16 protein-coding genes are annotated in these 12,490 nt (G+C 65.3%); 14 read left to right on the top strand and 2 right to left on the bottom strand.

Features of this window, described 5'->3' with window-relative positions; all coding sequences use genetic code 11:
- The first annotated feature begins 333 nt into the window (after positions 1 to 333).
- From PGN23_RS06035 to PGN23_RS05990, 11 genes are all read left to right on the top strand, one after another.
- The gene (locus PGN23_RS06035) at positions 334 to 1,002 is read left to right on the top strand and encodes a DNA methyltransferase (RefSeq protein WP_335301963.1); all 669 of its coding nucleotides are present in this window, start codon (positions 334 to 336) and stop codon (positions 1,000 to 1,002) included.
- A gap of 52 nt (positions 1,003 to 1,054) precedes the next feature.
- Positions 1,055 to 1,531, top strand: coding sequence for a transcriptional regulator domain-containing protein (locus tag PGN23_RS18395; protein ID WP_443019729.1), 477 nt, complete (start codon positions 1,055 to 1,057; stop codon positions 1,529 to 1,531).
- Between the two features lie 85 nt (positions 1,532 to 1,616).
- Entirely contained in the window at positions 1,617 to 2,069 is a 453-nt protein-coding gene (locus PGN23_RS06030) for a DUF2285 domain-containing protein (protein WP_335301962.1), read from the top strand.
- A gap of 135 nt (positions 2,070 to 2,204) precedes the next feature.
- On the top strand, positions 2,205 to 2,474 hold the full coding sequence (locus PGN23_RS06025) for a helix-turn-helix transcriptional regulator (RefSeq protein WP_335301961.1): 270 nt from the start codon (positions 2,205 to 2,207) through the stop codon (positions 2,472 to 2,474).
- Positions 2,475 to 3,530, top strand: a complete 1,056-nt coding sequence (locus PGN23_RS06020; RefSeq protein WP_335301960.1) for a replication initiator protein A — start codon at positions 2,475 to 2,477, stop codon at positions 3,528 to 3,530.
- Entirely contained in the window at positions 3,527 to 4,690 is a 1,164-nt protein-coding gene (locus PGN23_RS06015; protein ID WP_335301959.1) for a DNA cytosine methyltransferase, read from the top strand. Before PGN23_RS06020 ends, PGN23_RS06015 begins: the two co-directional genes overlap by 4 nt.
- On the top strand, positions 4,687 to 5,205 hold the full coding sequence (locus tag PGN23_RS06010) for a DUF2840 domain-containing protein (RefSeq protein ID WP_335301958.1): 519 nt from the start codon (positions 4,687 to 4,689) through the stop codon (positions 5,203 to 5,205). Before PGN23_RS06015 ends, PGN23_RS06010 begins: the two co-directional genes overlap by 4 nt.
- Positions 5,202 to 5,747, top strand: coding sequence for a S26 family signal peptidase (locus tag PGN23_RS06005; RefSeq protein WP_335301957.1), 546 nt, complete (start codon positions 5,202 to 5,204; stop codon positions 5,745 to 5,747). The genes PGN23_RS06010 and PGN23_RS06005 overlap by 4 nt, the downstream gene beginning before the upstream one ends.
- A 43-nt stretch (positions 5,748 to 5,790) precedes the next feature.
- A complete protein-coding gene (locus PGN23_RS06000) occupies positions 5,791 to 6,126 on the top strand; it encodes a DUF736 domain-containing protein (RefSeq protein ID WP_335301956.1) in 336 nt (111 codons plus the stop codon).
- A 4-nt stretch (positions 6,127 to 6,130) separates the two neighbouring features.
- Positions 6,131 to 6,826: a lytic transglycosylase domain-containing protein gene (locus PGN23_RS05995; protein WP_335301955.1), complete on the top strand. Its 696-nt coding sequence runs from the start codon at positions 6,131 to 6,133 to the stop codon at positions 6,824 to 6,826.
- Between the two features lie 280 nt (positions 6,827 to 7,106).
- A complete protein-coding gene (locus PGN23_RS05990) occupies positions 7,107 to 9,158 on the top strand; it encodes a DUF3363 domain-containing protein (protein WP_335301954.1) in 2,052 nt (683 codons plus the stop codon).
- A gap of 233 nt (positions 9,159 to 9,391) precedes the next feature.
- Here PGN23_RS05990 and PGN23_RS18390 read toward each other — a convergent pair whose 3' ends face one another.
- Positions 9,392 to 9,829, bottom strand: a complete 438-nt coding sequence (locus tag PGN23_RS18390) for a MarR family winged helix-turn-helix transcriptional regulator (protein ID WP_443019728.1) — start codon at positions 9,827 to 9,829, stop codon at positions 9,392 to 9,394.
- An 80-nt stretch (positions 9,830 to 9,909) separates the two neighbouring features.
- Between PGN23_RS18390 and PGN23_RS05985 the strand changes: the two genes are divergently transcribed.
- The 3 genes from PGN23_RS05985 to PGN23_RS05980 are packed head-to-tail and all read left to right on the top strand — an operon-like array spanning position 9,910 to position 12,286.
- The gene (locus PGN23_RS05985) at positions 9,910 to 11,028 is read left to right on the top strand and encodes an epoxide hydrolase family protein (RefSeq protein ID WP_335301953.1); all 1,119 of its coding nucleotides are present in this window, start codon (positions 9,910 to 9,912) and stop codon (positions 11,026 to 11,028) included.
- Positions 11,018 to 11,335: an antibiotic biosynthesis monooxygenase gene (locus PGN23_RS18385; protein ID WP_443019727.1), complete on the top strand. Its 318-nt coding sequence runs from the start codon at positions 11,018 to 11,020 to the stop codon at positions 11,333 to 11,335. Before PGN23_RS05985 ends, PGN23_RS18385 begins: the two co-directional genes overlap by 11 nt.
- 12 nt (positions 11,336 to 11,347) lie before the next feature.
- Positions 11,348 to 12,286: a LysR family transcriptional regulator gene (locus PGN23_RS05980; protein WP_335301952.1), complete on the top strand. Its 939-nt coding sequence runs from the start codon at positions 11,348 to 11,350 to the stop codon at positions 12,284 to 12,286.
- Here PGN23_RS05980 and PGN23_RS05975 read toward each other — a convergent pair.
- Complete coding sequence (locus PGN23_RS05975) at positions 12,278 to 12,472, bottom strand: helix-turn-helix domain-containing protein (protein ID WP_335301951.1); 195 nt, start codon at positions 12,470 to 12,472, stop codon at positions 12,278 to 12,280. The genes PGN23_RS05980 and PGN23_RS05975 overlap by 9 nt on opposite strands.
- Positions 12,473 to 12,490: the final 18 nt, after the last annotated feature.

Below are 12,490 nucleotides of genomic sequence, written 5' to 3'. Positions count from 1 at the left end.
GTCAATGGGGGCTCCCGTGCTGATGGGTCCGTCAGGAACTCCGGCATTGTAAACGGCTTCGTCGATGTGCTCCGGGCGCGGCGCGCCCTCGCGGGTTTTTCGGTAAGCGTTTTAACTAGGGGCGCCGCCCCACGCGCGGGTCAAGGGATCGCTGACGCTCGTCCGGGCCGGTATCCCCGGCCTTCCTCCACGTCGTTCCTCCGTTCCGTGCAGGCCGGGTGATCCCCCTCCGGCCCGGACGCCCTTGCCCCTTGCTACCCCCGCTCTCGCCGAGGGGCAGGCGGTCAGACGCGGCGCTGCGCTGCGCTGACCTCCGGCACGAAGGACAAGGCCATGACCGACACCGCCCAGGCTCCCCGCAACATGATCTTCAACGGCGATTGCATCGGCGTGATGCAGGCGTTCGACACCGGCAGCATCGACTTCATCCTGACCGATCCGCCCTACGTCACCAACTACCGCGACCGGCAAGGACGCAGCGTCGCCAACGACGATAACGGCCGCTGGCTCAAGCCCGCGTTTGCCGAGATGCACCGGGTGCTTAAGGAAGGCGGGTTCGCGGTCAGCTTCTACGGCTGGAACAAGGTGGACCTGTTCATGGAGGCGTGGCGCGCGGCGGGCTTCCGCATCGTCGGGCATCTGGTGTTCCGCAAGCGGTATGCGTCGTCGTCGCGTTTCCTGCGCTACGAGCACGAGCAGGCGTATCTTCTCGCCAAGGGCAATCCCCGGATGCCGGCGCGCGTCATTCCCGACGTGATCGACTTTCCCTACAGCGGCAACCGGCTCCACCCGACGCAGAAGCCAGTGGAGGCGCTACGTCCGCTCGTCGAGGCGTTCAGCCGGCCGGGGGAACTTGTGCTGGACCCGTTCAGCGGATCGGGATCGACGCTGGTGGCGGCGCAGGCGCTGGGGCGCGATTGGGTCGGCATCGAACTGGACAACGGCCACTATCACACCGCGACCAGCCGGCTGGCGGAGGCGAACCGCAGGGCAGCCGCATAGGCTGCCCCACCATTGCGAGCATCGCCCGCCGGCCACCTGCCGGCGGGCGGCCATGCCTCCCACAGGTCGGCATGGCCGCGTATGGCGCACTCGCCGGGCTATGCCCGTCTCGCCAATACTTGATGAAATACCTCCAATATGGAAGAAGTTGTTTACAAATATCGATCGCGCAGCGCGATCTACATATCCGCAAAGACCATCTGCAAACTTCGATCGAACTAAGCGACGCTTCCTCTTTCCAGCGATGCTCCGCTGGCAGGAAAGAGGGGACGCCATGCCGAATACCGATTGGCGCACGCCGGCTACTTACGCCCATGTTCAAAACATCTCGACCGCCGGCTTCGCGTGGGAGTTCCTACGCCGCGATCCCGACTATCGTCGCGACTTTCGGCGTGTGAAAGCGTCACCCCGGGGGACGGTCGAGGCGCAGGCGGCGTTCAACGACCGATGGGGGTTGCGATTTCCCGGCGAACCCGGACCAGCGCGCCGACGAGGCACCGCCGTTCTGGTCGCCCGCGCTGCTGCCTGACGCCTTCGAGCTCCGAAGTACCGTCCCGCAGCCAGACGATCCGTCCGCGCTGCCGATACGCCTGTCCGAACTGCCCGGCCTCAATGTGCGCGTCTCTGCGGATGGGACGTGGCATGGCGTCTGGCGCACGATCGGCGCCGACCACCGCTTCCGGCTCGCCGTTCGGCCGCCAAGTAAAGCCGCAACCTACATCGTCGTCCTGCCGCTGGACTGGCTGCTGGAACTGCGCGCCGACGCCGTCGTGCGTTTCTGGCTCGCCCTGCAAGGTCGCCCGCCCGGCGAGCGACGGCACGACCTGCCGGCGCAGACCCGCGCCCGCCTGATCCTCGTCCTGCGCGCCCTGGACGGCCGGCTGACCGGTGCCAGCTACCGCGACATCGCCAGGGTGCTGCTCGGTTTCCGCGGCGGCAAAGCCGAGTGGGACAGCGATCCGCGCAAGAACCAGGCGCGCCGCCTCGTCGCCGATGGCCTGCGCATCATGCGCGGCGGCTACCGCGACCTGCTCGTCTATCCCGTCCGGCTGCCGCGCCACCGCTGACCGTCATCTCGCCGGGGTGCCGGAATCGCACCCCGCCGATTCCGGCACGCTGCACGCCGCCGGTTCTCCGCCACGGTTCGCCATAGCCCGCTGCCGCCCACCGGCAGCCCGCCATGCACCGCCGGAGACCCGACCATGCTCGATCCCAAGACGGGGTTGCCGCCCCGCTATCTGCGCGCGCCCGATGCGGCGCGTTTCCTCGGCATCTCGATCCGCACGCTGGAGAAGCACCGGACCTACGGCACCGGCCCGACCTATCGCAAGGTCGGCGGGCGCGTCCTCTATTCGGTCGACGATCTCCAGGCATGGACCGCCATCGGCGCGCGCAAGTCGGCCTCCGAGCAGACCGCCACCCGCGTCTTTCCCGCCCGCCCGCTGACCGCGGCCGAGAAGGCGTCGCTCTGAATGTCGGGCGATGCCACCCGGAGCGAGCGCCGGCAGCTCGACCCGTTCGTCGTCGCGATCGGCGATGCCCCGCCACGCGACCAGCGCGACCTGATGGAACGGCCGTTCTTCTCGCTGGCCAAGACCAAGCGCAACGCGCCGATCCTCTACGAGGCCGGTGGCCAGCGCGTCGAGGTCCACGCCATGCCCGAGCAAGGCATGGCGACGATCTGGGACGCCGACGTGCTGATCTGGGCGGCGAGCCAGATCGTTGATGCCGCCAATCACGGCCTGCGCACCTCGCGCTTCCTGCGCTTCACGCCCTACCAGATGCTGCTTGCGATCGACCGCGCCACCGGCGCGCGCGAGTATCGGCTGTTGAAGGGCGCGCTCGCCCGACTGCAATCGACCGTTATCCGCACGACGATCCGCCACGGCGAGCATTGGCGGCGGCACCAGTTCTCCTGGATCAACGAGTGGGAGGAGCTGACTACCCGCGACGGCCGCGTCGAGGGCATGGAGTTCGTCCTGCCCGACTGGTTCTACCGGGGCGTCGTCGACCGCTCGCTCGTGCTGACGATCGACCCGGCCTATTTCCGGCTGACCGGCGGCATCGAACGCTGGCTCTACCGCGTCGCGCGCAAGCACGCCGGCCACCAGCCGCACGGCTGGACGTTCGAGGTCGCGCACCTCCATGCCAAGTCCGGCAGTCTCGCGCGGCCGTCCGACTTCGCGCTCGACCTCCGCCGCATCGTTCAGCGTCAGCCGCTGCCCGGATACCGCCTCGACATGGCGCGCGACGGGCGGCGCGAGCTGCTCCGCATCCGGCCTATTTTGCCGTCCACAGTGCCTGTTGACGGACCTGTGGAAACGCTCGTGACTTCGGGCGCAGATGGTATCGGGATTTCGGGCGCAGCCCTATCGGGACTTCGGGCGCACGAACCGCAGCTAAGTCTACGGCCGCAAACGACGAATCCGACCCGTAACTTAGAGTCTAACAGAGAATCTAACTCTATTGCTGTTGCGCGCACGCGCGGGCGACACGGTGCCGGTGCCGTCGAAGGGCGCGAACGATGATGCGCGCGCTCGACCTGTTCAGCGCGGCGGCGGGCGGCTGGACGCTCGGCCTGCACCGCGCCGGCTTCGTCACCGTCGCCGCCTGCGAGATCGTCGAATGGCGCCGCATCCTCTACGCGGAGAACAATCCCGATGTCCGCCTCTACGAGGACGTGTGCGGCCTCACGGCAGCTCGACTTGTTTCCGACCTCGGATACCTCCCCGACATCGTCGTCGGCAGCCCGCCCTGCCAGGACATCTCGGTCGCCAACGTCAAGGGGCGCGGGATCGACGGCGAGCGGTCGCGGCTCTACCTCGAAGCCGTCCGGCTGGTCGGAGACTGCCGCCCTCGCTGGTTCGCTTTTGAGAACAGCGCTCATCTCAGAACTCGCGGCGCGGACCGGCTGCTCGATGCGCTGGCGGCGCTCGGCTACGCCTGCGAACCATGCGTGGTGGGTGCTGGAGACCTCGGCGCCAACCACGAGCGCAAGCGATCCTGGCTCGTCGGCTTCGACCCCGACCAACTCGTCGCCCGCGCTGCTGGCGACGCCGCGGCGGTCGGATGCGGACCGGGGTGGCCGAGGCGACGTGCTCAGCCAGTTGCAGGGTCATGCCAGCCGCCATGCCGGGATGCTGCCGACGCCGGTGAAGCCGAACGGCGGTCGCCGGTTGAGCTGGGAGGAGATCGAGAGCGGCAAGCGTTCGAACGGCGCGAAGGCGCAGATCGACACGCCGAACCTGCTCCGCCACGCCGCCGACATGCTGCCGACGCCGACGAAGCGCGACCGGCGGATGGACGCATGGTCGCCAGCCTACGACCGGCGCAAGTCGCCGACGATGGACGCGGTGCTCGACGGAGCGATGACCGGCCGGGCGCCGGACCGATGGACCTACGCCCGATCGATCGCGACGCTGCTGAAGGAACACGGGCTGACTGGAGCCTCGCGGACCTTGCCCGTCACCTACGGCTGGATGATGGGCTATCCGCCGGGCTGGCTGACGCGCGCGTTGCGCTCGGCGATGGACGCCGGCCGGCTGCCGCCGGCCTGATCGTCGAGGCGTACGGCGACGCCGTCCTGCCGCAGATTCCCGAGGCCATCGGCCGCGCCATCCTGCGCACCGAAGCCGCGCTCGGCGCGGTGATGATGCGCGACTTCCACCATCCAGGAGATCGTCCATGACCGCCGCAGCGATGCGCGCGGGCACGTTCGCCGTGCCGTCCGCGCGACCGGCCGACAGCCTCACCCATGTCGAGCTGACCCATATCGAGAAGCGCGTCGAGAACTGGATCAGGTTCGGCCGGCATGTCGGCGAGCGGATCGTCGACCGCCGCCGCCGCGTCCTCTCGTTCCGGCCGGGCAGCGTCTTCGCCTTCGTCCGCTGGGCCGCCAACGACTACGGCACGATCGCCTCGCGCATCGACATCGTGCGCGCGGTCGAAGCTGGCGAGCCGTACCAGACGCTGCCGTTCGTCCGCCCCGGCGGCGCGATCCTGCTGCACGTCGAAGGCTGGCCGAAGGTAGAACGCGTGCTCCGCCACATCGACGCGGTGGAAGCGGCGGGTGTCGATCCGTGCGACGCCGCGCCCGATCACTGGCGGCACGTCCATAACCGGATCGTGACAGGCGAAGACCCGCGCGCCTACACCGCCGAACGCCACCGGGCGTGGCTCAAGCGCCGGGAGATCGAGCGATGAGCCGCCGCGGCTACGTCGCAACGGCGATCGTCGCCAGCCTGTTGCTCGCCGTGATGGGCGTCGTCGAGGTGATGCCGCGCCTGCTGTGGAACGCCTCCGCCAGCGTGCCGGTCGGCCTGTATGCGCTGCGTCCCGCCGGGCGGTTGGCGACCGGCGATCTGGTCGCGGTCTCGCCGCCGAAGCCGCTCGCCTGGTTCCTCGCCACGCGACACTATCTGCCGCTCGACACGCCGCTGATGAAGCGGGTGATGGGACTTCCCGGCCAGCGCGTCTGCCGCGCCGGCAACGCCGTCACCGTCGATGCCGTGCCGCTCGGCGACGCGCTCGACCGCGACCGGCATGGCCGTCCGCTGCCGGTCTGGCGGGGCTGCCGCCGCATAGCGTCGGGCGAGGTCTTCCTGATGAACCCGGCCGTGCCGGACAGTCTCGACGGCCGCTATTTCGGCCCGCTGCCCGCCGCCACGGTCATCGGCACCGCGACGCCGCTCTACACCGACGAGGACGGCGACGGCCGCTTCGTCTGGCGCGCGGCGACGCGCTGATCGCCGTCCCTTCACCATCTCAGCAACAATCAGGAGGCTTTTCATGCCGCAGATCGGCACCTTCACGCGCACGTCCATCGGCTTCGCAGGCCGCATCCGCACACTGTCCTTCGACACCGAGTTCGCGATCGTGCCGGCCGAGCCGACCGACGCCGAGAACGCGCCCGACTATCGCATTCATCTCGGCGACGCGGACGGTCCGGAGGTCGGTGCCGGCTGGACCCGCACCGGCGATCGTGCGGGCGAGTTCGTCGTGATCGTGCTCGACGATCCTGTCTTTATCGCGCCGATCCGGGCGAGACTGTTCCGCGATGCCGACGACGACACCGCATGGTCGCTGCACTGGAACCGGCTGCCGCGCCGCGGCGAGCGGGACTGATCCGATGCGCGCTATCGTCCTCCGGACCGCAACTGCGCTGCTCACCGGTATCGCCCTCGCAGCACCGATCCCCCCGGTTGGCGCGCAGACTTCGCGGCCGATCCGCGCGATACCGGTCGATCCCTATGCTGGGCACATAGCGGAGGCGTCGCGGCGCTTCGGCATCCCGGCGGCATGGATCAGGGCGGTGATGCGCGCCGAGAGCGCAGGCGATCCCCAGGCGGTATCGCACGCCGGCGCGATCGGTCTGATGCAGGTGATGCCGGCGACATGGGAGAACCTGCGCGTCCGTCACCGCCTCGGTGCCGACCCCTACGATCCGCGCGACAACATCCTCGCCGGCACTGCATATCTCCGCGAGCTGCACGACCGCTACGGTAGCGTCGTCGCCATGCTCGCCGCCTACAATGCCGGTCCCGGTCGCTACGAGGCGTCGCTCGCCGGCCGTCCTTTGCCGAGCGAAACGCGCGCGTACATCGCCGCCATCGCACCGGACATCGACGGCGGCGACCTAACCGGTACGATCGTGGTCGCGGCAGCCGATCCGTTCGCCTGGACACGAGCGCCGCTGTTCGTTGCGCCATCTTCGCGCATGTCCGCTGTCGATCCGGCGACGGGCGGGAGCGATGCTGCTGCCGCCCAGGCGTCGCGCGAACAGAGCCTCTTCGTCGCATCGGCCGCGCAGGTGCCGAGGCCGTGACGGGCGTGATCGGCAGCGTCGCGGGCGCCCTGGGATTTGAGAGCCGGCAGGTGGAAACGGCAGCGAAAGAGGCAGGAAGGGGGAAGCAGGCGGAGGGCAAGATTAAACGAACCGGCACCCCATCGGTCCGGTTCGAGGGCGAAGCCCTTGTCTGCACACTGTTCGGGGCGGCACCGTCTCCGCGCCGTCATGGTGCCGCGAGGTGCGGCAAACCCAGCATCCGCGCCATTTCTCGTGGCACCATCCGCCGAAACCGGCCGCATGGAGCGGATCGGCAGCCATGAGCGGTGACGACGACGGCCGCTTCCGCCCAAGACCCGGCCGCGTCCGCTCGGACGCGCCGAAGGTCGGTCGGGCGAAGAGCTTCCTCAGCCAGGTTCGCAAGGTCACGCGCCAGCAGCAGGTGGCTTTGCCGCGAGGCCGGGCGGCGAAGAGCGGCAGCTCCAACCGTAGCACGAACGGCAAGAGCCTCGTCGCCTCTGGCCGAGGCGTCCAGCGCGGGCGCGGAGCCGCCTTCGTCCGCGCCCGCAACTTGTCGGACGGCTGGAGCCATCGCCAGTCCGGCAGCCGCCGCGTCGTCGTGAAGGTCCGCCATGTCCGCGGCGCCGGACGCAACGGCAAGGGCGCCGCGCACCTGCGCTACATCCAGCGCGACGGCACGTCCCGCGACGGCGAACGCGGCCGGCTCTATTCGGCGGCCGACGAGCGCGCCGATGGCGACGCCTTCCTCGACCGCGGCAAGGACGATCGTCACCAATTCCGCTTCATCGTCTCGCCCGAGGACGCCGCCGACCTCGTCGACCTGACCGGCTACACCCGCGAGCTGATGGTGCAGGTAGAGACCGATCTCGGCACGAAGCTCGACTGGGTCGCGGTCAACCACCACAACACCGGCCACCCGCACGTCCACGTCATCGTCAACGGCCGCGACGAACACGGGCGGGATCTCGTCGTCAACGGCGACTATCTGTCGGCCGGCATCCGCGAGCGGGCAAGCGAGCGGGCGACGCTGGAGCTCGGCCCCGTCACCGACATCGAGCAGCGCCGCAAGCTGACCGCCGAGATCGACAAGGATCGCTTCACGCGCATCGACCGCGCGATGATCGCCGAGGCCGAGGACCGCGTCGTCGACCTGCGCCATGAGCCACGCGACCTGCACGGCCAGTTCGACCGCACCCTGCGTATCCGCCGGCTCGGCAAGCTTGGCGAAATGGGCCTCGCCACCGAGCACGCACCGGGCATCTGGGAATTGGGCGAGCGGCTGGAGCCGACGCTGCGCGAGATGGGCGAGCGCGGCGACATCGTCCGCACCATGCAGAAGGCGCTGCGGGCCGGGGGCTCCGAGCGTGACCCGCTGACCTTCGCGATCCACGACGCCGCGCCCGCGACGCCGGTCATCGGCCGCGTGCTCGACAAACATCTCACCGACGAGCTGGGCGAGAACCTGACGCTGGTGATCGACGGGATCGACGGGCGAACGCACCATGTTTCCGGGATCGAACCGGCCCGAGTCGAGGACGCCCGCATCGGCAGCATCGTCGAGATCGGACCGGCGGAGAGCACGGTCCGCCCCGCCGACCGCGCCATAGCCGGCATGGCCGAAGACGGCATCTACCGGCCGAGCCGCCATCTGGAGCAGGCGCGGTTCGGCGGCCGCGTGCCAAGCGGCGACTATCAAGGCTTCGTCGATGCCCATGTCCGCCGATTGGAGGCGCTGCGCCGTGCCGGCATCGCCGAGCGGATCGACGCCGACCGGTGGCGCATTCCCGGCGACTTCGAAGCGCGAGCCATGGCCCACGATGCCGGGCGAGGCACCCGCGCCAACATCCGCATCCTCTCGACCTTCGACCTCGAACGGCAGATCGGCTCGGACGGCGCCACCTGGCTCGACCGGCGGCTGATCGGTGCAGGCATGTCCGACCTTTCGCAGGCCGGGTTCGGCGATCAGGTGCGCGAAGCGATGGCGCGGCGGCGCGAGGCGCTGATCGAGCGGGGTGACGCCGCCCGCCAGCAGGACGGCGGCGTGACCTATCGGCGCAACCTGATCGCGAGACTTCAAGAGCGGGAGTTGGCCGGCACAGGTGCGACGCTGGCCGCCAGGAAGGCGTTACCCTTCCGCACTGTCACCGATGGCGAGACGGTCAGCGGCACGTTCACCGGGACCGTTCAGCTATCAAGCGGCAAGTTCGCCGTCGTAGAAAAAAGCCACGAGTTCACGCTTGTCCCATGGCGACCAGTCATCAACCGCCAGCTCGGCCGCGAAGTGTCCGGAGTTGTGCAAGGCGGATCGGTGTCGTGGCAGCTTGGGCGGCAGCGGGCACTTGGGATTTGACGACCGCTGGTCTCGTAGCCGCCGCTGCTTCTCGAACCCAGGAATGCCTAGGAGTTGCTCAGCGAGAAAGTCGATCAACAAACGAACACCAGCAACCTCAACCCGCTTCCGGCAGTCACCATCCTAGATTGAACGGATGGTCAGAGGCATTCCTTAAGGATCGCTTCACCTTTTCATCGTGCCGTAGGCGTTGGTAGATCATTGCCTCCGATCTGTCGTCATCACGTGTGATCCTATTGAAGTGCGAGTCTAATATTTCGCACCGCGACTAACGCGGCCTCGACATCTTGGGGAGCTACCTTTTCAGAGAGTCTTCGGTTCCATGGGATTCGCGCATCCGTCGCTTTCCTGTATGTTTCCATGCCTTTCGAAGTAAGTATAACGTGCGGTGCGCGTAGATGACGTGGGTTATCTGCCATCTCCAGAAAACCCTCATCAATCAGTTCGCTTACGACCCGGCGTACTGATTGGCGCGATTGACCCAATGATCGCGCAATATCTGCCATCGTGATACGATCTTCGGTGTTCGCCACTGTGCCCAAGACTTGCCATCGTGCGCTCGTCAGGCCGAGCGGGCCTACCAACGAATCTCCTGCCGCGATGAGTCGGCCGTGCAATCGCAGTATCTCGAATATCAGCTCGCCTGTTTTCGTTTCGTGCTCGTCGGCCATTCCGCGTCGGTACAGGATTGACAGCATACTGTCCATATCCATATTGGCAGCATGTTGTCAGATGGGATGGTCTGGGACGGATGCTGGGGTCGGCGCACATACGAGAATTCGAGCCGTGCCTTGGCTCATCATGGCGTAACAGGCGCAATGAAATTCTACCAAGGCTGACCTCATTCAGTCGCGCGCCTGGATGTATCTGGCAGGAAAACGGACTAACGGCCCGTGAGTTGGATCAAGCCATTCGACACTGGATTGAATTTGATTTTGCAGAGTTTGAGCGCAGCTTGGCAGCGTTTAAACATTACAACTCTACAATATCTGATCAGAATTTACATTTCGTGCGTATTTGTAGCGGCAAGTCCAGAGATATACCCGTTCTGCTCCTCCATGGATGGCCGAGTTCGTTTCTCGAGACTGCAAATATAGCAAACTCTATGACTGAGGTGGACAGTAAATCATTCGGATTTGATTGCATATGCCCATCACTTCCGGGATTCGCGTTCTCAACACCTCTTAACAATTCTCCGACGATAGAAATTATCACCGATATGTTGCTGGATCTGATGGCAACTATCGGGCACGACCATTTTTACATTCATGGCGGGGATTGGGGCTCGGTGCTGGCACAGTCTCTGGCCACCCGAGCGCCAGAACGCGTGCGAGGTATACACCTCACCTTTCTCCCTACGCCGCCCCCCGACTCAGTCACATTTAGCGGCGAAGACGAAGACAGAGCCGAGCATATGCGGTCTTACATGAAACAACGCGCCCCATATTGGCTCGTTCAATCGGATACGCCTGACAGCTTAGGATTAGCTTTAAACGACTCACCGGTTGGACTCCTTTCTTGGTTGGGAGACCGTTTTCTGCGTTGGAACGACCGGCACCTGCCGATACCCTTTAAGGCTCTTATTGAAACCGCCACACTTTACTGGTGCACCACCTGTGCTGGTACTTCTGCGCACATCTATCATGCCAACCGCAGCAAGGCCCGCATATCGCTTCCGACAATTCCGGTCGGCGTAGCAGTTATGCCGCGCGACCTTGTATTGCCCATCAGAGCGTTGGCCGAACGGCGCTTCATTATCCGCATGTGGACCGAGTTTGAACAAGGTGGCCACTTCCCTGGCTTCGAGGTTCCCGAGCTTGTGGCCAATGACCTCACAACTTTCATAGGGAGTATAGAAGATGCTTGGTAACGACTTCATTCATAGAATCGATAAATTCAAAATTCCCGAAGAACAAATCGAGAGGTTCATTGCAGGGGTATCCGAAACCCACCTCGTCATCGGTGCTATCGATGGCTGCCTCCGCAATGAAGTGCTAATTAAGACGTCAGGTGATGGGGAGTACAACGTAATAACTCATGTAGTTTGGCGAGACCAGGACTGCTTGGAAACCGCAATTTTGCATATGAAAGGCCACCATGACCGCCACGGCGGAAAGCCGGCGTTGCCGGTAGGAGCGATCGAGGATCGTGCGGTCTACCGCTCCCTTCTAATATGAAGCCGCAAAGAAATGCGACGAACGAAGCAACTGCAGGATTGCGGTCGAAATTGGCGCGGGCGAATATCACTCACTTCCCTGATCCAGACTTTGGCTGTCGCAGAATTTCTAAATTTTCATCACGCCGCTAACGCCTTGGGAGTCACACAGTCGAGCGTCAGTACCCGCATTAAGGGGTTGGAGGACGTACTTGAAATCCCGCTGTTCGAGCGGCGCCATCGAGGTGTCCGGCTAACCGAGGCCGGGCGTAAATTCGTGGCCGAGGTGTCGGCCAGCATTGAGCAGTTAGACCATGCGGTGCGCACGGCCGGTGCGGTTTCGCACGGGTTCGAAGGAAGCATTGGCATCGGGCTTCAAAGCCCTATTGCGAGTGGATTCCTCTTTGACCTGCGACAACGATTCCGAACCAGCTATCCGACGATTGAGCAAGCGATCATAGAAGGCCGATCTTCGGAAATCGTTGCGCTGGTTCGCGATGGCAAGTTGGACGTGGCCTTCGTAGCAGGTGCGGTACGGGCGCCTGATTGCCATACGCGACAGTTGTGGAGCGAGCGGATGGTCATTGCTCTGCCGGCGGATCATCTTCTTTCCGGCCGGCAATCCATTGTCTGGCTCGACGTTGCGGACGAGGCGTTCCTCATCCGCCACGATGGCATGGGGCCTCAAATTTTCGACCATGTTGTGCGTCGGATCAGCGAGTGCGATCAGCTCCCCCATATACGTCGCTGCGACGTTGGGCGAGATACGCTGATGGGTATGGTAGCCGCCGGTGACGGGATTACCCTCACGACCGAAGCAATGACGCATATTTCGTTTCCAGGTATCGTTTTCCGTTCAATCGCAGATGAGACGGAGCCGGCACGGTTCAGCGCCGTGTGGTCACCATATAACCGCAGCCCTACGCTTAAACTTCTGCTCGACATCGCTACGGAAATGGGCCGGTCAGCGTGATCTCGTCACAAGTTTGGCTGGCTCGACACTCAGCGCCTCTGCTATCTGCCCCAGCACGGTGACGCTAGCCGACACGTCGGCGCGTTCGATCGCGCCGATGTAGCGCGCGCTCAGGCCGGCGCGGTCGGCCAGCTCCTCCTGCGTCATCTCCCTGTCATGACGCATCCGACGCAGGTTGGTCGCCATGACCTCCTTGAGGTCCAT

The sequence above is a fragment of the Sphingomonas adhaesiva genome (assembly GCF_036946125.1).
In the GTDB taxonomy this organism is placed as follows: domain Bacteria; phylum Pseudomonadota; class Alphaproteobacteria; order Sphingomonadales; family Sphingomonadaceae; genus Sphingomonas; species Sphingomonas adhaesiva_A.
This window is presented reverse-complemented; position numbering and strand designations above follow the sequence as displayed.

Bases quoted from the DNA above. Each gene is read 5' to 3' on its own strand.
- PGN23_RS06035 (WP_335301963.1), top strand. From the start codon at position 334: ATGACCGACACCGCCCAGGCTCCCCGCAACATGATCTTCAACGGCGAT.
- PGN23_RS18395 (WP_443019729.1), top strand. From the start codon at position 1,055: ATGCCTCCCACAGGTCGGCATGGCCGCGTATGGCGCACTCGCCGGGCT.
- PGN23_RS06025 (WP_335301961.1), top strand. From the start codon at position 2,205: ATGCTCGATCCCAAGACGGGGTTGCCGCCCCGCTATCTGCGCGCGCCC.
- PGN23_RS06020 (WP_335301960.1), top strand. From the start codon at position 2,475: ATGTCGGGCGATGCCACCCGGAGCGAGCGCCGGCAGCTCGACCCGTTC.
- PGN23_RS06015 (WP_335301959.1), top strand. From the start codon at position 3,527: ATGATGCGCGCGCTCGACCTGTTCAGCGCGGCGGCGGGCGGCTGGACG.
- PGN23_RS06010 (WP_335301958.1), top strand. From the start codon at position 4,687: ATGACCGCCGCAGCGATGCGCGCGGGCACGTTCGCCGTGCCGTCCGCG.
- PGN23_RS06005 (WP_335301957.1), top strand. From the start codon at position 5,202: ATGAGCCGCCGCGGCTACGTCGCAACGGCGATCGTCGCCAGCCTGTTG.
- PGN23_RS06000 (WP_335301956.1), top strand. From the start codon at position 5,791: ATGCCGCAGATCGGCACCTTCACGCGCACGTCCATCGGCTTCGCAGGC.
- PGN23_RS05995 (WP_335301955.1), top strand. From the start codon at position 6,131: ATGCGCGCTATCGTCCTCCGGACCGCAACTGCGCTGCTCACCGGTATC.
- PGN23_RS05990 (WP_335301954.1), top strand. From the start codon at position 7,107: ATGAGCGGTGACGACGACGGCCGCTTCCGCCCAAGACCCGGCCGCGTC.
- PGN23_RS18390 (WP_443019728.1), bottom strand. From the start codon at position 9,829: ATGGCCGACGAGCACGAAACGAAAACAGGCGAGCTGATATTCGAGATA.
- PGN23_RS05985 (WP_335301953.1), top strand. From the start codon at position 9,910: ATGCTGGGGTCGGCGCACATACGAGAATTCGAGCCGTGCCTTGGCTCA.
- PGN23_RS18385 (WP_443019727.1), top strand. From the start codon at position 11,018: ATGCTTGGTAACGACTTCATTCATAGAATCGATAAATTCAAAATTCCC.
- PGN23_RS05980 (WP_335301952.1), top strand. From the start codon at position 11,348: ATGCGACGAACGAAGCAACTGCAGGATTGCGGTCGAAATTGGCGCGGG.
- PGN23_RS05975 (WP_335301951.1), bottom strand. From the start codon at position 12,472: ATGGCGACCAACCTGCGTCGGATGCGTCATGACAGGGAGATGACGCAG.